Genomic DNA, 23,104 nt, shown 5'->3' on the forward strand with positions numbered 1-23,104 from the left:
GGCTCAAGCCTACATATTTCGTTTACAAAGCCCCGTCAGTGCAACGACGGAGCCGGCTTAGTTACCGCAAGTTTACCAACGTGTACCTGCCGGTGGCAGTCGGGGTGCAGCAAAACCCTGTTGGACAGAGCGTCGGTTCCGCCATGCATCCGATATTCCAGATGATGATCGTGCCAACTGGTCTCGTTCGTCAGAGCCCAACCACAGTGCGCGCACAACCCGCCCTGTGATTTGTACAGCGCCACCCATTGCTTGCGATAGCGCATTGAATACTCCATGCGATCCTGCCGCAATTGCTCGCTGTACTGCTCCCACAATGGATCAAAAGGATTGAATTCCCCTTTGACCTTCCTGTGGCGCCTGATGTCCGTACCGCTGATCTGGTACAGCTCAAGCAGACCCTTGCTGCCGTCCTCTTGAACTACGGGAGCGGCGAACACCCAATGCCGATTGCCGAGCGAATGAAAGTACTTCCGTTTCACCCACTCCGCGTTCTTGTTTGGATGCCTCCGCTTCGACCACCGCCAGAGCCTGTAAAACACCAACGACTCCATGCGGCTATACGCCTGCTTGGCTACCACGGGGCTGTGATATTGCGCCCAGCCTCGTAGCATCGGATTCAGCAATCGGATCAACTCCTCCTGCTTTACCGCTTTGTGACCGCTGATCGTATCCGCCACCTTGCGATAGAACGTCTGCACGTTCTTCCTGCTTGGCTTGATGAGCAGCGTTCCCGAATACTTCCGGAAATTCCACCCAAGGAAATCAAAGCCTTCGTCAATGTGAACGATCCGGGTCTTCTCCTCCGATAGTTGCAATCCCCGTACTTCAAGGAAGGTTTCTATCCAAGGCCTGACTTCGCGTTCCAGCATCTCTTTCGAGTCGCCGGTGATGACGAAGTCGTCCGCGTATCGCACCACATTTACTTTCAGCTTCTTCGCTTTCCCGATCCCAAATTTCGCACCGAGGTGCGCAATCAGTTCACGTTCCAGCCCGTTCAGCGTCACGTTTGCCAGCGTCGGGGAAATGATGCCTCCCTGCGGCGTACCGGCCTCTGTCGCCTGTAGCTGCCCTTTGTAAATCAGGCCAGCCTTCAACCATTTGCGAAGGATCACCCCGTCCATCGGGACATTGTTTTCCAGCCACTTGTGGTTGATGTGGTCAAAGCATCCTTTAATGTCCGCTTCAAGTACCCATTGCGATGAACTGCGACGGGCCATGACAACGAAAATCTGGGACATGGCGTCAGCCGTCGAACGGTTGAGCCTGAACCCATACGAGTTCGGGTCACTCGTCGACTCTGCTACCGGCTCCAAGGCCAGCAGATACAAGGCTTGCATCGCCCTGTCCCGCATGGTCGGGATGCCCAGAGGGCGCTCCTTCCCATTGGCCTTGGGGATAAAGACTCTCCGTAAAGGCAGAGGCTTATATCCGTGCCGCTTCAACCTACCGACAGCAAGCCATCGGCTTTCAGGCGAATCCCATAGCTCGCGATCGACTCCAGCCGTTCGCGCACCCTGGTTCTGCGTAACACGTCGCACCGCATACAGCTTTGCGGACAACGTGCGGGTCAGCATCCGTTGCAGGGCTTTCACCCTGCGCCAGTCACTTTCCCGCGTCGCCTTCGCAATTCGAATCTGCATCCCTCGCACGTTCCGCTCAACTCGTCGCCAATCTACGGCGTGCCAGTTGTCCGGCGCGTGGGAAAGCGCAGATCCGGTCTTTCGACCAGATACTTTCATGCTGCTCTCCTACCTGGAAAAGTCCCCAGACAGAAGGCGCATCTCCCCCAGCGGGGTAGATACACCCCGCTGGGGGACAACAAAACTCAATGCAGGCGCATGCGCCTGCATCTGACCAAGTTACCGAGGGTAGTCAGCCGTCTTGCGACGGTAGACCAGACGGAAGTCTGCCCGCTTTCGCGTGGGGTGATGTTCCAACCCCTATCCGAACCATTACAGCCCGGCTTTCGCTTTTTCCGTCCTCCCATACCTGCACAATCAACAGCGTCCCTTGCGGTTCGCCTGCCAGCCTTACTGCGCCGGCAACCATACAGGCTTACCACGTTCCCGGCATGTCACACGACTGACGTAGGTTCTGCCTCTTCCCCGGTGGCTAAGTGACGACGTAACCCGACGGTTGAGCGGATTAACCAGCCACGTACCTTTTGGTTAGAGCCCAATGTTCAAGCAGCTTTGGCTCCTCAGTGCTTACGAGGTTTATCAGCAGTTCACTTACGTTAACCTTATCAGCCAGCCTAGCTCCTCAACCCCCTTGCTGCTGGGAGTCTCCAGACCGTTCCTCACGGAACCGATCTGCCCGAAACGTCCGGGGGCTACATTGTCAGAACAGCTTCACACCCCACCGTTACCAGTGACGCATGTCTTCCTAGGCTACTGCTGGTCGTACAGCAGGTTCACTTCCTCACCCGGACATCAGGCGAGGCAAAACAATGACACACCGAGCTTTCGCTCGTATCGGTTTGCGAATCCGTTGCTGTTGAAAGCACAGGAATTGCACACGACATCCCGCCTGGTCGGCGGAGATGAAGCCGCTGACTGGGCGGGGCCTGACGGTAATCAGGTCAATACAATGCGATCCTCCGGCTGGACAAGCCCGGGTCACGCTTCACAAAAAAGATGGGGCGTAGTCCCGAAGGACCACACACTCAGCTACTAGAAATCGCCCCCGAGGAGGCCTAAAGCACATCTACTGCAGTCGATGCTCGTAACGTGAGCGAACGGACACGAGCGTGCGTGTCGCACCAACCGGCGCACTATACAAAAAAATTCTCCTGCTGTGCGCCGGCTGGGCTGAAATATCCCGAAAATCAGCGTTTTACGTTCGGATAACAACTCACCCGATCTTCCACCCCATTGCTTACGCGCGGCACTCCGGCGGTGCAAGGTTCGACGGTAAGGAAGGCGTATCGGCTGGTGCGGGCCCGGCACCTGGCGCAGGCAACGAAGAGGCGGTTTTCCCGCCGGCGAAGCATTCCCAAGTGACCGCGCCCGCCTGTACCGCGCCCTTGCTCAAGGCGATTCGCGCAGTCGGTGCGTCGGCATTGTCCGGCACCGATGGCACCAGAGTCAGCGTGTTCGACCCGGCAGGCGCGACGCGCGTCGTGAAGGCGACGGTGATCTGCCCGGTATCGTCGTCGACGTGAACGGATTCGACATTGCGGGTGGCAGGCGGCGACGCATACCCGCCGCCGAACGCATTGCCGCTCGCGGAGTTTTCGGACACCGCAAGCCGCGCGGATGCAGCCAGCGAGAGGCCCTCACCGACGCGGCTGCGGGCCAGATAGTCCTGATACGCCGGAATCGCATAGGCGGCGATCACGCCGACAATTGCCAGCACGATCATCAGCTCGATCAGCGTAAAGCCGAAACCGGAACCGAAACGGCGGCAGGCACGTGCGAGCGGCACGCTCCAGCGCGCTCGTTCGAACGCGTTCCGTGGCGAAGGCGTGGACTGTGAAAAAGGGGAATACGGCAAAGTAACGGTCATCGGCAGGCTCCTGAAACGAAAAACGCCTGCCCCTCGAATCGGGGACAGGCGTTTCAATCGTAGCCAGCGGCGCGCGTTCGACACAGTCAGCCGAATGGCTAACGTTGCGCTGGCACGGTGGTGTTCAGGTCAGCTCGGGGCGGCGTGCGGTTCGCATTGCGCGAGTCCGCTCATGCCTCAGGTTCGGGTCCAGCCCGCCACGCGGCGTGTGCCGCGACGCTCGACTGAGACTCAGACTCAGGCTCGGAGTCAAGCCGCCGCACGATTCGCGTTGCGACGCTTGAGTAGATAACCGAGGATCACAACGAACAGCGCACCGGCGATGCTCATACCGTATTCGGCCACCGGCGAATCCAGAACCGGCCAGCGATCGCCGGCCGGGTCGTTGATGATCAGACCACCCGCGATCCAGCCCAGCAAAGCAGCGCCGAGCGTGATGACGATCGGAAAGCGGTCGAGCAGCTTCAGCACCAACTGACTGCCCCACACGATCAGCGGAATACTCACCACCAGCCCGAAAATCACCAGCGCAAGGCGATGCTCGGGGTCGGCCGCTTCGGCCGCGCCGGCAATCGCGATCACATTGTCGAGACTCATCACGGCATCCGCGATGATGATGGTCTTGATCGCCGACATCAGCTTGTCGGCCGGTTTGACGTTCTCGTGGACATCATGCGCGGGCGCCATCAGACGCACGCCGATCCACAGCAGCAACAGGCCGCCGGCGAATTTCAGCAACGGCACGTCGAGCAGTGCCACGGCGAACGCAATCAGCGCGACGCGCAGCACGATGGCGCCGGCCGTACCCCACAGCACGCCTTTCGTACGCTGCGCAGGCGGCAGGTTACGGCAGGCGAGCGCTATCACGACAGCATTGTCACCACCCAGCAGGATGTCGATGACGATGATCTGGATGACTGCGCCCCAATGGAGCGTGGCGAAGAACTCGAGCATGAGCAAAAGAATAAGAAGGAATCGGACGCGCGGGCAATAAAAAAGCGGAGGAGTCTAGACTCCCCCGCTTTTTAGGACTGCCTGCTCACGAAAGGGTTTCGTAAGCGTATCAAAAACGCGCCATGACTGCGCGCGAATTTTGTTTTTACAGCATCGCCTTCAGAAGACGCGCCATTTCCGACGGGTTCTTCGTAACCTTGATACCGCATGCGTCCATGATTTCCAGCTTGGCTTCGGCCGTGTCCGCACCGCCCGAGATCAGCGCGCCGGCGTGGCCCATGCGCTTGCCCGGAGGCGCCGTAACACCAGCGATAAAGCCAACCACCGGCTTCTTCATGTTGTCCTTGATCCACTCAGCAGCATTCGCCTCGTCCGGACCGCCGATTTCGCCGATCATGATGACGGCGTCCGTTTCCGGATCGTCGTTGAACATCTTCATCACGTCGATGTGCTTCAGACCGTTGATCGGGTCGCCGCCGATACCGACTGCCGACGATTGGCCGAGGCCGATTGCCGTCAATTGGCCGACTGCTTCGTACGTCAGCGTGCCCGAACGCGACACGACGCCGATGCGGCCCTTGCGGTGGATGTGACCCGGCATGATGCCGATCTTCAGTTCGTCCGGCGTGATCGTGCCCGGGCAGTTCGGTCCGAGCAGCAGCGTCTTGCTGTTCTTTGCGCGCATGCGTGCCTTGAGCTCGATCATGTCACGGACAGGAATGCCTTCCGTAATACAGATTGCGAGATCCAGGTCGGCTTCGACGGCTTCCCAGATGGCAGCAGCAGCGCCTGCCGGCGGAACGTAAATCACCGACACGGTCGCGCCCGTTTCAGCCTTGGCTTCAGCGACGCTAGCGTAGATAGGAATGCCTTCGAAATCTTCGCCGGCCTTCTTCGGGTTCACGCCTGCAACGTACGCTTCGCGGCCGTTTGCATATTCACGGCAAGCACGCGTATGGAACTGACCGGTCTTGCCGGTAATGCCCTGCGTGATGACCTTGGTGTCTTTGTTAATCAGAATCGACATGTATTGACCTCTGTTCGTTTGGCGTCACGCGGTGGCGCCGCGAAGCGGAATGTTCTCGCCCGCGTCGCTGTTGCGCCACTCACGCGCCGCCATTCGTAATCCTGGTAAACGCGCGCTCGGGGTTTGGCTTACGCCTTGCCCGCAGCGGCCGCGACGACCTTCTGAGCCGCTTCTTCCATGCTGTCAGCCGCGATGATCGGCAGACCGGATTCAGCGAGCATCTTCTTGCCGAGGTCTTCGTTCGTGCCCTTCATGCGGACGACGAGCGGCACCTTCAGCGACACGGCCTTCGACGCCGCGATCACGCCTTCCGCGATCACGTCGCAGCGCATGATGCCGCCGAAAATGTTGACCAGAATCGCGGTCAGGTTCGGGTTCTTCAGCATGATCTTGAACGCTTCCGTGACCTTCTCGGTCGTGGCGCCACCGCCCACGTCCAGGAAGTTCGCCGGTTCGCCGCCGAACAGCTTGATGGTGTCCATCGTTGCCATTGCGAGGCCAGCGCCGTTCACGAGGCAGCCGATGTTGCCGTCGAGCGAGATGTAGGCGAGGTCGAACTTCGACGCTTCGACTTCAGCCGGATCTTCTTCGTCCAGATCGCGATACGCGACGATTTCCGGATGACGGAACAGTGCGTTCGAATCGAAGTTGAATTTCGCGTCCAACGCGATGACCTTGCCGTCGCCGGTCAGGATCAGCGGGTTGATTTCGGCCAGCGATGCGTCGGTTTCCCAGAATGCCTTGTACAGGCCTTGCAGGATCGCGCGCGCTTGCGGCAGCGAAGCGGCGGGCACGCCGATCTTCGTTGCGAGCTCGTCGGCTTCAGCGTCTTTCAGACCGGTCGACGGGTCGACGGCGATCTTGTGGATCAGCTCAGGCGTCTTTTCCGCGACTTCTTCGACGTCCATGCCGCCTTCGCTCGATGCCATCACGACGATCTTCTGCGAAACGCGATCGATCACGAGGCCGACATACAGTTCCTTCTTGATGTCAGCGCCTTCTTCGATCAGCAGACGATTCACCTTCTGGCCTTCCGGACCGGTCTGGTGCGTGACGAGCTGCATGCCGAGGATCTGGTTCGAGAATTCACGAACCTGCTCCAGCGACTTGGCGACTTTCACGCCGCCGCCCTTGCCACGGCCACCCGCGTGGATCTGAGCCTTCACGACCCATACCGGGCCGCCGAGCTCTTCCGCGGCCTTGACCGCATCATCCACCGAGAAGACCGGCTTGCCGCGCGGTACCGCGACGCCGAATTTCCGCAGGATTTCCTTACCCTGGTACTCGTGAATCTTCATGCGTGATTCCCTTCAGTCTGAGAGTTGGATTGAACTTCGTTTCCGCTGCCGTCGTTCATGCCGGACGCGTTGCCGCCCTCACCTGTCTGGCGGGCTGCCCCGTCGCCTGACGATGCCGCGCGATCCGCTGTATACGGAGCGCGGCCATACCAGCGCGGATAAAACTGTTGCACCGCCTCGCCGTCGAAACGCAGCGCGTGGCAGCGTCCCAACTGGAATGGCGGTTTGTTGTTGGAATGCTCGTCTGTGCTGTCTTTGCTTCTGGACTGCTCGGTCCCGGAACTCGCCGCTGCGCCCGGCGTGTCTTCATTGGTGTTCCACACGTCGCCGGCGAACGCCTGGATTGCGGCGGTCGGCAAAAGCGCGCACAACTCGGTGAGATGCGTGCAGCCAGCCGTGCCGGCCAGCAAACGGGCAGCATCGCGACGGAAGTTGTGGAACAGATTGAGCCCGATGAGGGCACGGTAGGCGGGATTGCTGGCCTGGCACAAGCCTGGATAGGGCACCCAGTCGGACGACGCTTCGGCGTCGACGACGTTGAGCTTGCGATCGATGGTGATGCGAAGCCAGAGTTCATGGATCGGCTGACCATTGGGCCGGACGCCCGACGCAAGCACCACATCGCGCGGTTTTTCGTCGGTCAAGCACGCTTCCACATCCCACAGGCCATCGGCTCGCTCATAGGCTTCCGCTCTGATTGCGCGACGATGGCGCAACTGACGGGATACTGGCGGGGAGAGCGGCATGCGGGAAGGAAAGGCCGGATTGGAAAACCCACGAATTTTAGCATACTGGGTATTTGAGACAGGCCGGAATGCGCAGGGCCGCCCAGCAGGCCGGAGAGCGCGGCAGGCGCTATCTCAAAGTGGGAACCGCACAGGTATCCGGCACGCGCTGTGCGCCAAACGGGATAGCGCAGCTAGTCGCCGCTTCACTCCTCGTCGAACCCTTTGAGAATTTTGCCAATCGTAGCGCCCGAGAAACCGCGCGATGCCAGAAAGCGCGCCTGTTTGGCCCGCTCGGCGGCAGTTTCGGGAAGCCGGTCGAATTTCTTCCGCCAAACGGCTTGAGCGCGCGCCAGCTCGGTTTCGCGCAGTTGCGCACTGGCTTCTTCGACCAGCGTTTGGTCCACAGCATGCTGCTTCAATTCGCCGACGATCCGGCTCGCGCCCAAGCGCGACGAGCGCCGATGGATCAGGCTTTCAGCAAACCGCGAGTCGGACAGCCAGTTTTCGGCTTCCAGCGAATCGAGCAAGGTATCGAGCGAATCGGTTTCCTCGACGAACGACTTCAGCTTGCGCGCCAGTTCGGAGCGGCTATATTCACGCCGGGACAAATAGCCGAGCGCACGTCCTTTTAGCGAACGGGCCGGGCGTTGGGATTTTTTTGCATCGTCCTGTTCCGGCTTCGCCTCGCCAGGCGTGCGGCGCGAGCGGGTATAGGTGGTTTCGGACGGGTCCGCTTCAGCCTGCGCAGAGGGATCAGACTGCGGCTGGCGACCTGCGGCGCGATCGTGCGCGTCGAACGATTCGAAGGGATCGGCTTCGCCGGCTGCGGCAAAGGGATCGGGATCTGATGCGTATGAGCGCCTGGGGGCAGCGTTGCCGGCAGGATCGCGTGGCGAACGTGAAGTGGAACGCCCGAAAGAGCTTCCAGAAGATTTGCCGAACGATGATCCGGATGAACGACTGAACGAACTACCGGACGAACTGCTAGACGACTTTCCCGACGACCGCCCAAACGACCGGGTGGACCGGGAAGTCGAAGAGGAGGAAGGCGGCGATGAAGAGGATGACGACGATTCGAACGAATCGTCGCCACCGTCACGCGGGCCGTCCGCGTTGTGTCCAGCGTTGGACGGCGGCCGGCCCTTGCGTATCACGTGCTGGTTACTCTTCTTCGCCCGCGACTTCAGCGGCCGCACCGGTCGCCACTTCCGCCATGGCATTCACGCCCAGCGATTCGCGGATGCGGTTTTCGATCTCACGGGCGATGTCCGGATTTTCGCGCAGGAATTCGCGCGCGTTGTCCTTACCCTGACCAATACGTTCGCCGTTGTAGCTGTACCAGGCGCCGGCCTTGTCGACGATCTTGGCCTGCACGCCGAGGTCGATGACTTCGCCCTGACGGGAAATGCCTTCGCCATACAGAATGTCGAAAATCGCTTCACGGAACGGCGGCGCAACCTTGTTCTTCACCACCTTCACGCGCGTTTCGTTACCGATCACCTCGTCGTTCTTCTTGATCGAACCGATCCGGCGAATGTCCAGACGCACCGACGCGTAGAACTTCAGCGCGTTACCACCCGTGGTGGTTTCCGGGTTGCCGAACATCACACCGATCTTCATACGGATCTGGTTGATGAAGATCACGAGGCAGTTGGTACGCTTGATCGTGCCGGTGAGCTTGCGCAGCGCTTGCGACATCAGACGCGCTTGCAGACCCGGCAGCGAGTCGCCCATTTCGCCTTCGATTTCAGCCTTCGGCACGAGTGCCGCGACCGAGTCGATCACGATCATGTCGATCGAGCCTGAGCGCACGAGTGCGTCGGCGATTTCGAGCGCCTGTTCACCGGTGTCCGGTTGCGAAACCAGCAGGTCGTTGACGTTCACGCCGAGCTTGCCCGCGTACTGGATATCCAGCGCGTGCTCCGCGTCGATAAACGCTGCCGTGCCGCCGAGCTTTTGCATTTCAGCGACGACTTGCAGCGTCAGCGTGGTTTTACCGGACGACTCCGGACCGTAAATTTCGACCACCCGGCCACGCGGCAAACCGCCGACGCCCAGCGCGATATCGAGGCCGAGTGATCCCGTTGAGACCACCTGGATATCTTCGACCGCCTCACCTGCGCCGAGCCGCATGACCGACCCTTTGCCGAACTGCTTTTCGATCTGCGCAAGCGCGGCAGCGAGTGCCTTGCTCTTTTCAGCAGTCAGTCCAGCCGAGCCTTTCTTGCTTTCTTCCATGAATCGTCCTTTGCTATGATGAACGGCGTCTGAGGCAGATGTGCAGCCTAGTTTTGGAGGACAGCACACGAAACTCAGACACTGTATAAAAAAACAGTAGTTTTGGCAAGCGCGATTCTCATGCGAACGCGCATTTTTACTGTCGCGCTGCCCAACTACCCACAATAATTTTCGGAGACCGCTGTGCGCCGGGGGAACACCCCACGGTGCCGGCAAGGCCAGGCTTGCGCACCATGCGAATTCTGATTGCCGAAGACGACAGCATACTCGCGGACGGTCTGGTTCGATCACTCCGCCAATCGGCCTATGCCGTCGATCATGTGAAGAACGGCGTCGAGGCCGACACCGCCCTGTCGATGCAAACTTTCGATCTGCTGATCCTCGATCTGGGCCTGCCGCGCATGTCCGGGCTCGAGGTGCTGCGCCGCCTGCGCGCCCGCAACTCGACCGTGCCGGTGCTCATCCTCACGGCGGCGGACAGCGTGGACGAACGCGTCAAAGGCCTCGATCTCGGCGCCGACGACTACATGGCCAAACCTTTCGCGCTGAACGAACTCGAGGCGCGCGTGCGCGCCCTGACCCGGCGCGGCGCGGGCGGCGGCCCGACGGTGGTGCGGCACGGTTCGCTGTCGTTCGACCAGGTCGGCCGGATCGCCTATGTCAACGAGCAGGTGATCGACCTGTCGGCGCGCGAACTTGGTTTGCTCGAAGTGCTGCTGCAGCGGATCGGCCGGCTGGTGTCGAAGGAACAGCTCGTCGACCATCTGTGCGAATGGGGCGAAGAAGTCAGCAATAACGCGATCGAGGTCTACGTGCACCGGCTGCGCAAGAAGATCGAGCCGAGCGGCGTACGCATCATTACTGTGCGGGGCCTCGGGTACTGCCTCGAGAAAGCCGCCCTGCCGCCAAACGTGAACATGAACGCGAACCAGAGCGCCAACCCGCCCGCCGAATCCGAGCCGCCCTCCTCGTCCTCTTCGTCCCCCTCGGCCGCGATGCCCGCGAGCCATCACTTCAAATAGAGAGCCCCCATGTCCGCACGCGCAGATCGCGCCACGGCGCACGCGGCGGACCTCGACGAGGCGCGCGACGAGCGCTACGCCAATCCGTTCGCCCCGCCCGACGAGACCGAAGCCGCCGCCGAAGCACGCCCACGCTCGCTGTTCGGCGAGATTCTGGACTGGATGCTGGCGCCGCTCCTGCTGCTATGGCCGATGAGCCTCGCGGTCACCTACCTGGTCGCCAAGTCGATCGCCAACGGTCCGTTCGACCGCGCGCTCGAAACTGACGCCTACGTGCTCGCCCGCCAGATCCATCCGATCAACGGCGTGGCGGAGCTGTCGCTGCCCGACTCCACCCGCGACTTTCTGCGCGCCGACAATGTCGACAGCGTGTTCTATCAGGTGCTCGGCACGCGCGGCGAACTGGTGGGCGGCGAGCGCGACATGCCGTTGCCGCACGAGGAAGACCGGCCGCCGCCTGGCCTCGTGGAATTCCGCGACGACGTGCTGCGCGGCAACGATATCCGCGTCGCCTATACGACCGTCGAGTTTCCGCAAACGCCCGGTGCTCAGCCGGTGCTGGTGCAGGTCGCCGAGACGCTCGACAAACGCAGCCAGCTTGCCAACGACATCATCAAAGGCGTGATCCTGCCGCAGTTCGTGATCCTGCCGCTGGCGATCCTGCTGGTGTGGTTCGGCCTGTCGCGTGGACTCGCGCCGCTGCATGCCCTGCAGGCGCATATTCGCGCGCGCCGCCCGGACGATCTGTCGCCGCTCGAAGCCCGCCGCGCGCCGCCGGAAATCGAGCCGCTGGTGACGTCGTTCAACGATCTGCTGACGCGCCTCGAACAGAACATGGAGTTGCAGAAGCGCTTTATCGCCGACGCCGCGCATCAGATGAAAACGCCGCTTGCCGGTCTGCGCACCCAGGCCGAGCTTGCGCTGCGCCAGGACGCCTCCGAGGAAGTCCACCGCTCGCTCGAACAGATCGCCACCAGTTCGGAGCATGCGGCGCGTCTCGTCACCCAGTTGCTGGCGCTGGCGCGCGCGGAAAATCGCATGTCGGGCCAGATTTTCACGCCGGTTGAGGTGACCGAGGTGGCGCGCAGCGCGGTGCGCGACTGGGTTCAGGCTGCGCTCGCCAAGCAGATGGACCTCGGCTACGAAGCCCCCGAAGAGCCGGTCGAAGTCGACGGCAATCCGGTCATGCTGCGGGAAATGCTGTCGAATCTGATCGACAACGCGATCCGCTACACGCCGGCTGGCGGACGGATCACCGTGCGGGTGCGGCACGACGTGACGGCGCGACTCGTGCATCTGGAAGTAGAAGACACCGGGCTCGGCATTCCGGTGGCCGAGCGCTCGCGGGTGGTCGAGCGTTTTTATCGGATTCTCGGCCGCGAAGGCGACGGCAGCGGCCTTGGGCTTGCGATCGTCCGCGAGATCACGACGATGCACGGCGGGGAGATGACCATCGACGATAACGTCTACCAAACCTCCCCACGGCTTGCCGGAACCCTCGTGCGTGTCAGCTTGCACGTACTCGAACAGGGACGGGACTTACCCTAAGAGCGCAAAAATCGACGCTTGGGCCGGCGCCATATTGAGATACGTTTGTCAAAAATTACAAGAACTTAGGCGTCAATTGCCGCGTTTTGATGGAATTTCCCTCTCTGCGCCTGAAACTGCCATTTCACCCCTCCACGTCAGTACGCCGTAAGTTTCCACTCCAATAATCGGTTCTACGGGAACGCCTTTGCCGGCGGACCGCGTGCACATATCAATATTGGAGACGACATATGGCTACCGTTGGCGGGCAAATCTCGCACGTGCCGATGACGCGCGATGAGAAGCGGGTGATCTTCGCATCGTCGCTGGGTACGGTTTTCGAGTGGTACGACTTCTATCTGGCCGGCTCACTCGCCATCTTCATCAGCAAGAGCTTCTTCTCCGGCGTCAATCCGACTGCCGCTTTCATCTTTACGCTTCTGAGCTTCGCCGCGGGCTTCGCGGTACGGCCGTTCGGCGCGATCGTATTCGGCCGCCTCGGCGATATGGTCGGGCGCAAATACACGTTCCTCATCACAATCGTGATCATGGGCCTGTCGACCTTCCTGGTCGGCTTCCTGCCCGGTTATGCGTCGATCGGCATTGCGTCGCCGGTGATCTTCATCGCGATGCGCTTGCTGCAAGGTCTTGCACTCGGCGGCGAATACGGCGGTGCGGCCACGTACGTCGCGGAACATGCGCCGGCGGGACGCCGCGGTTTCTACACCGCGTGGATCCAGACCACCGCCACGCTCGGCCTGTTCCTCTCGCTACTGGTGATTCTCGGCGCACGCACGGCCATGGGCGAAGACGCGTTCGGCGCCTGGGGCTGGCGCATTCCGTTCCTCGCGTCGATCTTCCTGCTCGGCGTGTCGGTATGGATTCGCCTGCAACTGAATGAATCGCCGGTGTTCGCGCGCATCAAGGCTGAAGGCAAAACCTCGAAGGCGCCGCTGACTGAAGCATTTGGCCAGTGGAAGAACCTGAAGATCGTGATCCTCGCGCTGATCGGCCTGACCGCCGGCCAGGCCGTGGTCTGGTACACAGGTCAGTTCTACACGCTGTTCTTCCTGACGCAGACGCTGAAAGTCGACGGCGCGACGTCCAACATCCTGATCGCGATCGCGCTCCTGATCGGCACGCCGTTCTTCCTGTTCTTCGGCTCGCTGTCGGACCGCATCGGCCGCAAGCCGATCATCATGGCCGGCCTGCTGATTGCTGCCTGCACGTACTTCCCGCTGTTCAAGGCGCTGACTCACTACACGAACCCGGCGCTGGAAACCGCAACGGCAAAAGCACCGATCGTCGTGATTGCGAACCCGGACGAGTGTTCGTTCCAGTTCAATCCGGTCGGCACGGCGAAGTTCACGAGTTCCTGCGACATCGCCAAGAGCGCGCTCTCGAAGGCCGGCTTGAACTACGAGAACGTCGCGGCGCCGGCGGGCTCGCTGGCGGAGATCAAGGTGGGCGATACGGTGATCAACACGTATGACGGCAAGGCCGCCGACGCCAAGGACCAGGGCAAGGTGTTCGACAAGACCCTGGCGACCACACTGAAGACCGCCGGCTATCCGCCGAAGGCCGATCCGTCGCAGATCAACTGGCCAATGAGCGTGGTGATCCTGACGATCATGATGATCTACGTGACGATGGTCTACGGGCCGATTGCGGCGATGCTGGTGGAGATGTTCCCGACACGCATCCGCTATACCTCGATGTCGCTGCCGTACCACATCGGCAATGGCTGGTTCGGCGGCTTCCTGCCGGCGACCGCCTTCGCGATCGTGGCGGCCAAGGGCAACATCTATTCGGGGCTGTGGTACCCGATTGTGGTCGCGCTCGTCACGCTCGTGATCGGCATGCTGTTCGTCAAGGAAACCAAGGACTCGGATATTTACGCGAGGGACTGAAACGCCGGATAGCCCGGGCAATTTAAAAAAGTTGCGCGCCGGGGGTTGACAGCCCCCGACCCTATCCTCATAATCTCGCTTCTTTCGGCGAATTAGCTCAGTTGGTTAGAGCGACGGAATCATAATCCGCAGGTCCGGGGTTCGAGTCCCTGATTCGCCACCAGTTGTAGAAAAAGCCGCTGCTTCTCACGAAGCAGCGGCTTTTTTGTTCTGGAACGCCGGTAATGCGCCCGAAAAGGCGCAGTACGCATCTAAATTTTAGATGACGCCGGTTTGCGAAGTCCGGGTGCTACACGCCACTGTTACCTTTCTGTGGAGAGCATCCGTGAAACACCCCTACCTGACCACCCGCGCCGATTCGACCAGTTATTACTTTCGCCGCAAGGTGCCGCTCAAGCTGCGCGCCATGCTCGACAAGACCGAAATCTGGTTGAGCCTGGAAACGCCGTGTCGCAACGAGGCCATCGCCCGCCTGCCGATGGCTGCCCTCGAATTCGAACGCCTCGTCGCCCCGATACGGGCCGCGGCCGACGCCGCCGCAGCAGCCGGCGAGCCGTGGTTACCGCACGGCCTGCGCCCCGTCGACGATGAGCCCCATCCCTATCACCCCACCGTGCAGCCGCCCGGTACCACGCGCCTTTCCGCCGTGCAGATTCCCCGACTGGTGGAGCGCTACAAGGTGCATGCCCTCACCTGCGACGACGAGATGCGACCGACCTACTTTGCGGCGCCCCACCCGGACGCCCGTTACGACGACGGCCATGACGATGAGGCACACCGAAGCCTGCTGCTGGAGGCGCGCCGCCAGTTGCGCCGGGCCCGGGCGGCCGACGACTTATCGGAAGTCCGCGAGTCCGTCGAGGAGCATCTGACGTGGGAACGCGCCTGGCTGCCCGCCGCGTCGACGGAGTTCGTCACGCTGCTGAAGGCCATCGCCGAAGCACAACTGGCTGTCGTTGAGGAAGAACTGCGGCGCATCGAGGGCGAAGTCAGCGAGACGCCCGAGCTGATTCCGCTGGTCGACGAAAACGATACATGGGAGGCCGCCCTGAAATGCTGGAAGGAGGAGCGAATGCCCGCGCGGAAAACCGTCGACGACGTGGCGAGGCAGATACAACGCTTCAAGTTACATGTGGGCGACCTGCCCCTGTCGGCCTTGACCCCCGACCACATTGAAAGTTTCAAGGCGCGCTGCCTCGAGAAGGACGACGTCGAGCACGGCCGCGTGAACACGATTCTGTCGCTGCTGTCGCCGCTCATCAGACTTGCCATGCGCAAGAAGCTGACGAAGCTGGCAACGAACCCCTTCAGCGGCATGAAATTTGACGCGAAGGTGGTAGAGGCCAACCGGAAGACCGTACGCACCGCTTTCGCGATTGACCAGTTGAACCAGGTCTTCGCCTCTCCCGTTTGCACGCGTGGGCACCGCCCGGACAAGGGCGGCAGCGATGCGGCCTACTGGGCGCCGCTCGTCGGGCTGCATACGGGCGCACGCGTCGAGGACGTGTGCCGGCTCACGGTCGCCGATGTGGTCCAGCGTGATGGCGTATGGTGCTTCGACCTGCACGACACGAAACGTGAAAGCCGTACCAGACGCCGCAGCGTTATGCGCCATGTCCCGGTCCACCGTAACCTGCTGCGACTGGGCTGGCTCGACTATGTCGAATCCCGCCGACCGGCCGGCGGTTCGGCATGGCTCTTTCCTGACCTCTCGACCGACCAGTACGACAAACGCGGCGCAGTGTTCAGCAACTGGTTCAACGCCTACCTGCGCTCGCCCATCGGCATCCACGACCCCGCGGTCGTGTTCCACAGTTTCCGCCACACCTTCCAGACATTTGGCGAACTGGCCGGCATCAGTGGGCTGGTCATCGACGAGCTGATTGGGCATGCACCGGACAGCCGCTACGGGTGGAAGGAGCGTGGCGAGAAGCGCCTGCCCTTTGAATTGCTCGTGCAGGCGATGGAAAAGCTCGATTTTCCGGGACTTGAGCTCGGCCACCTGCCCCGCTGGCCGGCGTCGTAGCCGAAGCGTCACCCGGGCGCTTCATCGCCCCCTGCAACAGGACGCCAGATTCCTGCGGGGCTAGGAATCTGGCAATGGACAATCCCGTTGCCAGCCGGCGTCTTTCACGAATGACCTCCCGGGAGCAGGAGGCCCATCTGGAAGCGGCAAACAGGGCATCCTGACCGGAGGCCAGGCCTCAGGCCAGCACCCAGTCCGGACATCGGCCAGACCGCCCGCAACAACTTCAGGACTCGGGCGTGTGCGCCGCCACGCACACGCTTCTACCCTGCCCCGGGTATTCGGTCGGCAATGCCTACCCACCACGCTGCTCCTTCCAGGCCATGAGACCACTGGTCCACGTCGCGTGCGCCACCCGCAGCTTGTCCAGTTCGGAGTCTTCGGCTGGGCCCCGCAGTTTTGCCGCCTTCAACGAAGAGGTCTCCTATCCGGGCGTGCCGAAGAAGAAGGGAACGTCCACACGAAGTGGCAGCTATGGCCCAGCAGGCACACGACGCCCTTTACTTCACCGTACCGGACGTAGCCCCCGGCATCGCCGTATAAACGCGGCTCGCTAGAGTTTTGAAAAGAGAGCTTCTTTACTACTAAAGAGGCTTCCTTTGCTAAAAGAAAAAGATAGAGCTTCTTGGGAGGGGACAACGCGGGCGTCTGCGACGCCCTGCCTGCTTCAAGGGTACCGGTCCAACCATAGCGGCGCGAGGGGGCCACAGGACGACAGCTTGCGGGAGTGTCCGCCGGAAGCCCGCGATGCCATTCAGGGGGAGACCCGCTCCGGGTCCCGACAGACCCAACGATGCCGGCGATACGCGTTTGCGAAGGTGGGTGGGGAGGCCGTCGCGGACGTCGACATCGAAGACTCGCGCCCAGCCCATGACTTCGGATGGTGAATCCCGTGCGGCTGCAATGACCGCATCTTCCATTACCAATCCGGCGGCGCTTTCCGCCTTCGGCGCGCATCTGAAATTTGAGCTGGAAGCGCTTGCGCGCTTTGGTGGCTTTACGTTGCATCCCCGTGGCCTTTTGCGGTTTCGGGGCGCATCCACCAACCCCACCCCACAGGAGTTTTCATGCGCAAACTGTCCCGCCGCCAATACTTCAAGGCAATCGACGACGTCATCTACCGGCACTGGCTCGATTTTTCCGACCAGCCAAACGGGGCACTGATGCGTGAGATTGCCGAGTCGGAGCGGCTGTTCCGCGAAGAGCGCTGGCCGCGCCCGCTCGACTTCATGCACCATCTGTATATCGATACGGTCGTCGAAGATATTGAAAAGGAAGCGCTCGCACAGTTCCCCGCTGACGCCTTTGCGGGTCCGTCGTTGCCCGCGCAGGTCAGCAGGCCCGTGACACGAAGCGATAATCAAACTGTTAGCTGGCAACCAGCAGTTCCCGTATGTTTCTGGGACCCACTGAACATTCTCCGCGACCACCGTGCGTTACACCGTGACCTGGACGCTCTTGAGCTCCGTTCTCTGGGGGTTGCAGAAGACAGCTGGATTGAGTGAGGTTTAACACGCAGTCACATCGGTCGTTCAGAGACCCGACGGCCACAGTCATGCGGTGGTACGTTGGCCTTCAGGCAGTCCCAACAGTTGAGTGACTCGCGCCGCTTTACCCGCCGTGATGCATGACAAGACCGACTGGAACCTGGCGAAGTCTGTGACGGTGGGTGCGTATCGCTGAACGCCAGCGCTCTTATGCGAAACAGAAATAGAAGCGTTTACAGATAAACGCTTCTATCTGTTCCCGCCAAGCTTTTTGTCGACAAGACCTTGTTTGTAAAGCGTAAACGCTTCTAATTGCGAGGCCGAAATTTGGCGGCTTTGGCGGCCAAATTTCGCAAAAAACCACTCGGAATGATGTGCAAGTGAGTCCGTGGTCGGTTTCGACTGCGGCTCTCCTCGGCCGTTGCGTCTTAATCAGCAATGGGCCAATCGGCTTTCGCCGCTACGTGACGTGGCTGCACTGCTTCAGCGCTCCCTAAAGCGGTGACAACTGCAACAAGAGCCACTCCACCGCCCCGGCCGGATAATCTTCCGGCCACGCCCTTGCCAGCAAATCCACCGCTTCCCGCATCCGCACCCGCAGCGCTGTTTCCTCGTCGCTCGCGCCCGCGCTTCTCACCCTCATTGTTTCCAAAACCGATTGCGCGCAAGCAACCCGGTCCATAGCCCGACGCAAGCGCATGAAACTGGCGTCAGATATCTCCGATTCCCGTGCCGCTACTTCCGCGTCGTTGGCGACGTCGTTCAACAGAATTGATAGCAGTTCAATCGCATGACGCCCAGTGTAAGTGGGCGCTAACTTGTTTTTTGACGCTTCCAGGCCGATGTTCGTGGAATCCATCGCCCGTAAAGCGACATCGTTTAAACGCCGACGCCGACGCCGACGCCGCGGCTGCGGCTGCGGCTGCGGCTGCGTAAGCAGTCGTCGTCCTACCTCGAACTGAGCAGTCCAAGGCGGCTGGGAAGATGCCTTCGGGCGGGTATTTTTTGACTGCGCGGCGCCGGTGACCTTAGATGTATCTCAGGCGGTTGCTGTTTCCGCCGACGATGAGGAACGCACTTCGAGGTGAGCTATGAGCAAAAGCAGTGGCAGCAAAGGTGGGCAGACGGGGGGCGGCCAGTCCGCAGGAAGTGGCTCGAAGGCGGGTAGCCCCGGCCGAGGCCGGGCAGGCAACGGGTTCGTCGGCGGTAATTGGCCGAGCACGACAGGCCAAAAGTCGGGCGGCAACCGAGGGAACGCGGTACCGTCTGGCCCCAGAAGGTGAGCAGCTATCGGGGCAAACGTCGCCCCGACAACTGACTCAATGCCGGACCGGGCAAGACAGCACGCGACGGGATAGGCCCTCGCAGCGCCGGCGTGTTCGGCTTTCGATATGCTTTTGAGCGATGCACGGAGCCCCGATGTCAAACGAGACTAGGTCATTCCCTTTTCTTGTCGTGCTGACAGGTCTCATTGGTGCCATTGCCGGCCTCGCTCCTCTCGTAAAAGAAATTAACTCGCTCGTTGCCGCTGGGCATCCAAGCCAGACTGCGATTACGGTCGTGGTTCAGAATGCGGGCGCTTCTTGGGTATGCGGTGCAAAACAGTTTGCAGGCATGCCGCCATGCGCGCCGACCTCCCTGCCGCCGCCTCAAGGGCAAACGCAAACATCTGCGTCATTGCCTGCCTCCCCATCATCAAAATTCCGGAACAACACGCTGGGCTATCTAGAACAGCAAATTCCGATTAGCCAAGCAGAGTGGACCCTGCAAGCAGCTGAGATTCCCAGAGTAATTCACTTTGACATGAGGGCTGAAGCACGAGCTGAAGAGGTAGAAACACGTGCCTATCTGATTACTCTGCGACGGGATGACGGGCCCGTTTGCTCCGTCCGGTTCAGCATCGGAGGTGCATCTTCGGGACCCGTGGCCATGGGAAAATCATGCGAAGACAACGTGCCGGAGAACCAGCAGCACGTTTACTCGGTCACTGTAGACCCGCCCTCCAAGGCGGTGGCTGTCACCATGAATGCACGGGCTCAACGCCCCAATTAGGCTGGGCGCCACCGACCCAGCGCGTCCCCCCTTTAGCGATTAATAACTCCACATTTGCCACCACTGACTGCCGAGCTTGGCCGGTCATTGGACGGGTAAGGCCGTCGCGCAGTGCACAGTTTCCATAGGCAGTTACGGCCGCGGCTCGAGCGAGATTCGGTATGCTGACTCGGTCAGCTCCCATGCCAACGGATTCAACGAAGCGCTGACGGTCAAAGAAGACACCCAAAAACTGTTTTTCAAACCAATGATGAGCATGATGGGCGGTTCTATCCAAGACCAACTATCCGAACAGGGGGCTGCAGAGTACTACTGGTCCCGGCTCATCGAACGGTTGCAATCGTGAAACTTGAGCGCTGACGCACTCCTTGGTACAGCCTGGACGACTTACAGTGGGGCAGCGCCCACGGGTTCGGTCAACACGCTGCCATAGCCCGGCTGTAACCGTGGATGCAATGATGTCAGGATTCAGTCTCCCCGACCATCAGTCACTCCACCGCCCCGGCCGGATAGTCCCCCGGCCACTCTCTTGCCAGCAACTCCACCTCCGCCCGCACGGCCGCGCCGAATACCCCCGCTGAATCTTCCGTTTGCGTTGCATCAGGGCGTGTCTCCCGGGCAGCGGCTGCTACCGCAGAGTTTTCGATTGAGAATTCCATTCGGAATGTAGTCGTCCCATTTATATGGGCTCGTCGTCGTCCGTCAAGGAACAGAACTGCTTCCGAAGTGTCGGCTGATGTAAGAGGTATGTCCCGTCTGCGCAGCATTTCATCGCTCGCGCAGACCATTGTTTTGTCTGCGGGGGTATGAAGATGGGTTGGGAATACACCGACTTTCAGCGAGAGGAGCTTTACGAGCAAGTGTGGACCGAGCCGGTTACCAAGGTGGCGAAACGCTATGCGATTTCCGACGTTGGACTTCGGAAAATATGCCTGGACCTTGAAGTGCCGCTCCCACCGGTCGGCTACTGGGCAAAACTGGCTGCAGGCCGGGCCGTGAAGAGACCTCCGCTTGGTACGACGAAGGGACCAACGACTTATCGCCGTTCTCGGTACGTTGCGCCGTTAGACGACGTGCTCGACGCCCGATATCGTGAAAGTCTTGAAGAGGACTTACCGCGGCGCCCTGCGATACCAAACTTGCCCCTGCGGACATCCCTGGAGGACTGTTTGCCGCTCGCGAAGCGAATCGCGAAGAAGCTTGATGGCAAGGGGCGCGATGCTCAGGGATGGCGCCAGTGTGACGGCGCGGGCCTGATGTGGGTCGACGCATCAAACGCCAACAGCCTGCGCGCGGTGCTGCTTCTCAATCTTGTGCTCGAATCGGTGATGGCCGCAGGCTACGCTATTTCTGCAGATGCTAAAGGCGCCACTCGAGCATTCGCTTCCGTGCTGGACCTCAAATTGTCGTTCAAAATTCGCGAAAGAAACCGGCGTGAACCTATCCCGCTGACGCGCGAACAGCGACAGAAGAAAGAACAGGTCGGATTCAACTTCTACACCCAGCAGTACGAATATCATCCAACGGGCGAGTTCGATATTGCGGTGACCGAGCCAAATAGCAGCTATGAGTTGGCGAAAACTGGCGACAGCCGGAGCGCGTCCGTTGAAACCAAAATCGTGGCGTTCATCGGCCGACTCCGTGAGCTCTCCATCCGTCGGCGCGTGAAAGCCGAAATTGACGCCAAGCGCCAAGTCATCGCTGAAGCCAAGGCCGCGGAGGAGCGGCGCCTGGCTGAAATACGGAGGGAGGCACTCGAACGTCTCAAGCAAGTTGAAGAGTTGGCGTCCAAGCTTGAGCGGGCAAATCGGTTGAGGAGCCTTGCCGACAAGTTTCAGACCGAAAAACTGTCTTCAAACGACGGGGTGATTGACGCCGGCTGGATTCGCCGCGCGGCAGATTGGTTGGACCCTACGGTAGTGCGACATTGGGATGAGGTGGGTAGGCCTCGCGACGAGACGGCCGAATAACGCTGCCACGTCGGCAAGGATGAAGTCGGGAAGGTTGGTGCGTAGTTCTGTGATGTGAGTGAGCGCAAACTTGCGGTTAAATCCGCTGTTGGCAACGGTTGGCGTTTCCGTTGCCACTATAGCGATGCCATCTGTGGGCAGGTACCAAGGAGCGAGTCGGCGTCCGGTTTCCCAATCCAACGAACTGCCTGCCGAACGCCCCTCGCTTCACCAAATCAGACGTCGTCCACTACGCGCAGACTTGTGTTCATGGGAGCAACTGCAGTTTGGGCGTTCGGAAGCGATTTTGGGTATCTGCGCGGCATCGGCTTAGTCACGGAAGAGCGAGGAAAGCGGTAATCTGAACCGGCTCCGTTCCGAGGTCACTTTCTTTCGGTCGTAATATACTTCCCGAAAATGACGGCGACGACCGAATGAGTCAATCCGCATAATTCAAAAGAAACGAGAGATTGAGACCATGGGCCGGAAGGCGAAAAAATCGGGCTCCGGCACGGGCATGCTGGTCCTTGGCATTGTTGACCTAGTCAACGCTAGAGCAGTTTGCACGCCTTCGTTCTGGAGGCACAGTGATTTCTGACGTGCGTATGGGGCGCATGACCCAAGGAACTGTATTCTGCGGCACGTGCGCAGAGGAGTATCCGGGACGCCCGGTCTGCGGCATCGTGATTACAGCGCGCTGCGACACGACGCATGAAAAAACGCCAATAGTCAACTACCTTCCCGTAGTCACCGTAGAGGGCTGGTTGCAATCTCATGGCGGGTTGATGAGCATAGGCCGCGAATATGCAGAAACGAGGAATAGGTTCAAGAACCTCCTAGTGAAGAAGCAATTGAGCGAGACACCGTTGGAAGTACACTCGCCTATTCAAATTGCTGCATTCAATTTCCCGTATCCAGAAGAGTCCGCGGGCCAGAAGGCAGCTAAGGAGCGAAAGGACGCGGACGAGGTGCGAGCCATTGCGTCCCGTATGAACGAGCTCACTGGCTGCCTAGATAGTCCGCCACCGCCAAAGGTCTCGGCAAACTCCGCAGACAGCGAGAATTCTGTCAGCTACGCAACTCATCAGCGCTTGTACGTTGCGATTACGCGCGCTCGATACCGTATCGCCTTGCTTGGAGTCAAAGCGCGCGGTATGTCCGAAGTTTTGGGCAGTGCTGAGACGCACGGGCTCATCCAACTCGAACAATGACGGTTGTCGCGTGTTAGGTAATCGTCTGGCATCGCTTCAGCCGACGTGGAAGAGACATCTGAAGACCATCTGGTTAACGTCAACTATCTTTTCCGGCCGCGCGACAACTATCTTGTCCGGTCGACGGGGGTAATTGTCGCGGGTCAGGTGCTCATAGCTGTCGCT

At 60.4% G+C, this 23,104-nt stretch carries 18 protein-coding genes and 1 tRNA gene; 10 read left to right on the forward strand and 9 right to left on the reverse strand.

The annotated features are described in order from the left end of the window. Positions 1–35: 35 nt before the first annotated feature. The 8 genes from ltrA to recA all read right to left on the reverse strand — a co-directional run bounded on the left by ltrA (position 36) and on the right by recA (position 9,755). Positions 36–1,742: a group II intron reverse transcriptase/maturase gene (ltrA, locus tag P3T25_RS23055; RefSeq protein ID WP_429359034.1), complete on the reverse strand. Its 1,707-nt coding sequence runs from the start codon at positions 1,740–1,742 to the stop codon at positions 36–38. 1,138 nt (positions 1,743–2,880) lie between these two features. Then, positions 2,881–3,510 carry a pilin gene (locus tag P3T25_RS23060; RefSeq protein WP_429359035.1) on the reverse strand — a complete coding sequence of 210 codons (630 nt, stop codon included), beginning with the start codon at positions 3,508–3,510 and terminating at the stop codon, positions 2,881–2,883. A 249-nt stretch (positions 3,511–3,759) separates the two neighbouring features. Beyond that, positions 3,760–4,464: a TerC family protein gene (locus P3T25_RS23065; RefSeq protein WP_154558700.1), complete on the reverse strand. Its 705-nt coding sequence runs from the start codon at positions 4,462–4,464 to the stop codon at positions 3,760–3,762. Between the two features lie 145 nt (positions 4,465–4,609). Then, positions 4,610–5,491, reverse strand: a complete 882-nt coding sequence (gene sucD / locus P3T25_RS23070; RefSeq protein WP_030101039.1) for a succinate--CoA ligase subunit alpha — start codon at positions 5,489–5,491, stop codon at positions 4,610–4,612. A gap of 128 nt (positions 5,492–5,619) precedes the next feature. Then, entirely contained in the window at positions 5,620–6,789 is a 1,170-nt protein-coding gene (sucC, locus tag P3T25_RS23075; protein WP_120303042.1) for an ADP-forming succinate--CoA ligase subunit beta, read from the reverse strand. Continuing rightward, the gene (locus P3T25_RS23080; RefSeq protein WP_154558701.1) at positions 6,786–7,535 is read right to left on the reverse strand and encodes a DUF2889 domain-containing protein; all 750 of its coding nucleotides are present in this window, start codon (positions 7,533–7,535) and stop codon (positions 6,786–6,788) included. Before P3T25_RS23080 ends, sucC begins: the two co-directional genes overlap by 4 nt. A gap of 185 nt (positions 7,536–7,720) precedes the next feature. Continuing rightward, positions 7,721–8,668 (reverse strand): recombination regulator RecX, encoded by a 948-nt coding sequence (gene recX, locus P3T25_RS23085; RefSeq protein WP_429359046.1) that lies wholly within the window; start codon positions 8,666–8,668, stop codon positions 7,721–7,723. 10 nt (positions 8,669–8,678) lie between these two features. Further along, on the reverse strand, positions 8,679–9,755 hold the full coding sequence (recA, locus tag P3T25_RS23090) for a recombinase RecA (protein WP_054034441.1): 1,077 nt from the start codon (positions 9,753–9,755) through the stop codon (positions 8,679–8,681). Positions 9,756–9,988: 233 nt separating this feature from the next. Between recA and P3T25_RS23095 the strand changes: the two genes are divergently transcribed. The 6 genes from P3T25_RS23095 to P3T25_RS23120 all read left to right on the forward strand — a co-directional run bounded on the left by P3T25_RS23095 (position 9,989) and on the right by P3T25_RS23120 (position 17,745). Next, positions 9,989–10,777: a response regulator gene (locus P3T25_RS23095; protein ID WP_429359036.1), complete on the forward strand. Its 789-nt coding sequence runs from the start codon at positions 9,989–9,991 to the stop codon at positions 10,775–10,777. Between the two features lie 9 nt (positions 10,778–10,786). Further along, complete coding sequence (locus tag P3T25_RS23100; RefSeq protein WP_429359037.1) at positions 10,787–12,325, forward strand: sensor histidine kinase N-terminal domain-containing protein; 1,539 nt, start codon at positions 10,787–10,789, stop codon at positions 12,323–12,325. A gap of 230 nt (positions 12,326–12,555) precedes the next feature. Then, positions 12,556–14,214 carry an MFS transporter gene (locus P3T25_RS23105; RefSeq protein ID WP_266261161.1) on the forward strand — a complete coding sequence of 553 codons (1,659 nt, stop codon included), beginning with the start codon at positions 12,556–12,558 and terminating at the stop codon, positions 14,212–14,214. Between the two features lie 86 nt (positions 14,215–14,300). Beyond that, positions 14,301–14,377: transfer RNA gene (locus tag P3T25_RS23110), tRNA-Met, on the forward strand. A gap of 162 nt (positions 14,378–14,539) precedes the next feature. Then, positions 14,540–16,240 (forward strand): DUF6538 domain-containing protein, encoded by a 1,701-nt coding sequence (locus P3T25_RS23115; RefSeq protein ID WP_429359038.1) that lies wholly within the window; start codon positions 14,540–14,542, stop codon positions 16,238–16,240. 1,067 nt (positions 16,241–17,307) lie between these two features. Continuing rightward, on the forward strand, positions 17,308–17,745 hold the full coding sequence (locus tag P3T25_RS23120) for a hypothetical protein (RefSeq protein ID WP_429359039.1): 438 nt from the start codon (positions 17,308–17,310) through the stop codon (positions 17,743–17,745). 475 nt (positions 17,746–18,220) lie between these two features. On the opposite strand, the gene P3T25_RS23125 is transcribed toward P3T25_RS23120, so the two are convergent. Next, positions 18,221–18,586 carry a hypothetical protein gene (locus P3T25_RS23125; RefSeq protein WP_429359040.1) on the reverse strand — a complete coding sequence of 122 codons (366 nt, stop codon included), beginning with the start codon at positions 18,584–18,586 and terminating at the stop codon, positions 18,221–18,223. Between the two features lie 560 nt (positions 18,587–19,146). Between P3T25_RS23125 and P3T25_RS23130 the strand changes: the two genes are divergently transcribed. The 4 genes from P3T25_RS23130 (at position 19,147) to P3T25_RS23145 (ending at position 22,939) form a co-directional block, all read left to right on the forward strand. Further along, entirely contained in the window at positions 19,147–19,779 is a 633-nt protein-coding gene (locus tag P3T25_RS23130; RefSeq protein ID WP_429359041.1) for a hypothetical protein, read from the forward strand. Positions 19,780–19,855: 76 nt separating this feature from the next. Then, complete coding sequence (locus P3T25_RS23135) at positions 19,856–20,125, forward strand: hypothetical protein (RefSeq protein WP_429359042.1); 270 nt, start codon at positions 19,856–19,858, stop codon at positions 20,123–20,125. Positions 20,126–20,585: 460 nt separating this feature from the next. Continuing rightward, positions 20,586–21,749, forward strand: a complete 1,164-nt coding sequence (locus P3T25_RS23140) for a hypothetical protein (RefSeq protein WP_429359043.1) — start codon at positions 20,586–20,588, stop codon at positions 21,747–21,749. A gap of 566 nt (positions 21,750–22,315) precedes the next feature. Continuing rightward, positions 22,316–22,939 (forward strand): hypothetical protein, encoded by a 624-nt coding sequence (locus P3T25_RS23145; RefSeq protein ID WP_429359044.1) that lies wholly within the window; start codon positions 22,316–22,318, stop codon positions 22,937–22,939. The last annotated feature ends 165 nt before the right edge of the window (positions 22,940–23,104 follow it).

Source organism: Paraburkholderia sp. GAS32, assembly GCF_050434225.1.
GTDB classification, from domain to species: domain Bacteria; phylum Pseudomonadota; class Gammaproteobacteria; order Burkholderiales; family Burkholderiaceae; genus Paraburkholderia; species Paraburkholderia madseniana.

Excerpts from the sequence above, each read along its gene's own strand:
- ltrA (WP_429359034.1), bottom strand. The coding sequence starts at position 1,742 with ATGAAAGTATCTGGTCGAAAGACCGGATCTGCGCTTTCCCACGCGCCG.
- P3T25_RS23060 (WP_429359035.1), bottom strand. The coding sequence starts at position 3,510 with ATGACCGTTACTTTGCCGTATTCCCCTTTTTCACAGTCCACGCCTTCG.
- P3T25_RS23065 (WP_154558700.1), bottom strand. The coding sequence starts at position 4,464 with ATGCTCGAGTTCTTCGCCACGCTCCATTGGGGCGCAGTCATCCAGATC.
- sucD (WP_030101039.1), bottom strand. The coding sequence starts at position 5,491 with ATGTCGATTCTGATTAACAAAGACACCAAGGTCATCACGCAGGGCATT.
- sucC (WP_120303042.1), bottom strand. The coding sequence starts at position 6,789 with ATGAAGATTCACGAGTACCAGGGTAAGGAAATCCTGCGGAAATTCGGC.
- P3T25_RS23080 (WP_154558701.1), bottom strand. The coding sequence starts at position 7,535 with ATGCCGCTCTCCCCGCCAGTATCCCGTCAGTTGCGCCATCGTCGCGCA.
- recA (WP_054034441.1), bottom strand. The coding sequence starts at position 9,755 with ATGGAAGAAAGCAAGAAAGGCTCGGCTGGACTGACTGCTGAAAAGAGC.
- P3T25_RS23095 (WP_429359036.1), top strand. The coding sequence starts at position 9,989 with ATGCGAATTCTGATTGCCGAAGACGACAGCATACTCGCGGACGGTCTG.
- P3T25_RS23100 (WP_429359037.1), top strand. The coding sequence starts at position 10,787 with ATGTCCGCACGCGCAGATCGCGCCACGGCGCACGCGGCGGACCTCGAC.
- P3T25_RS23105 (WP_266261161.1), top strand. The coding sequence starts at position 12,556 with ATGGCTACCGTTGGCGGGCAAATCTCGCACGTGCCGATGACGCGCGAT.
- P3T25_RS23120 (WP_429359039.1), top strand. The coding sequence starts at position 17,308 with ATGCGCAAACTGTCCCGCCGCCAATACTTCAAGGCAATCGACGACGTC.
- P3T25_RS23125 (WP_429359040.1), bottom strand. The coding sequence starts at position 18,586 with ATGGATTCCACGAACATCGGCCTGGAAGCGTCAAAAAACAAGTTAGCG.
- P3T25_RS23130 (WP_429359041.1), top strand. The coding sequence starts at position 19,147 with ATGTCAAACGAGACTAGGTCATTCCCTTTTCTTGTCGTGCTGACAGGT.
- P3T25_RS23140 (WP_429359043.1), top strand. The coding sequence starts at position 20,586 with ATGAAGATGGGTTGGGAATACACCGACTTTCAGCGAGAGGAGCTTTAC.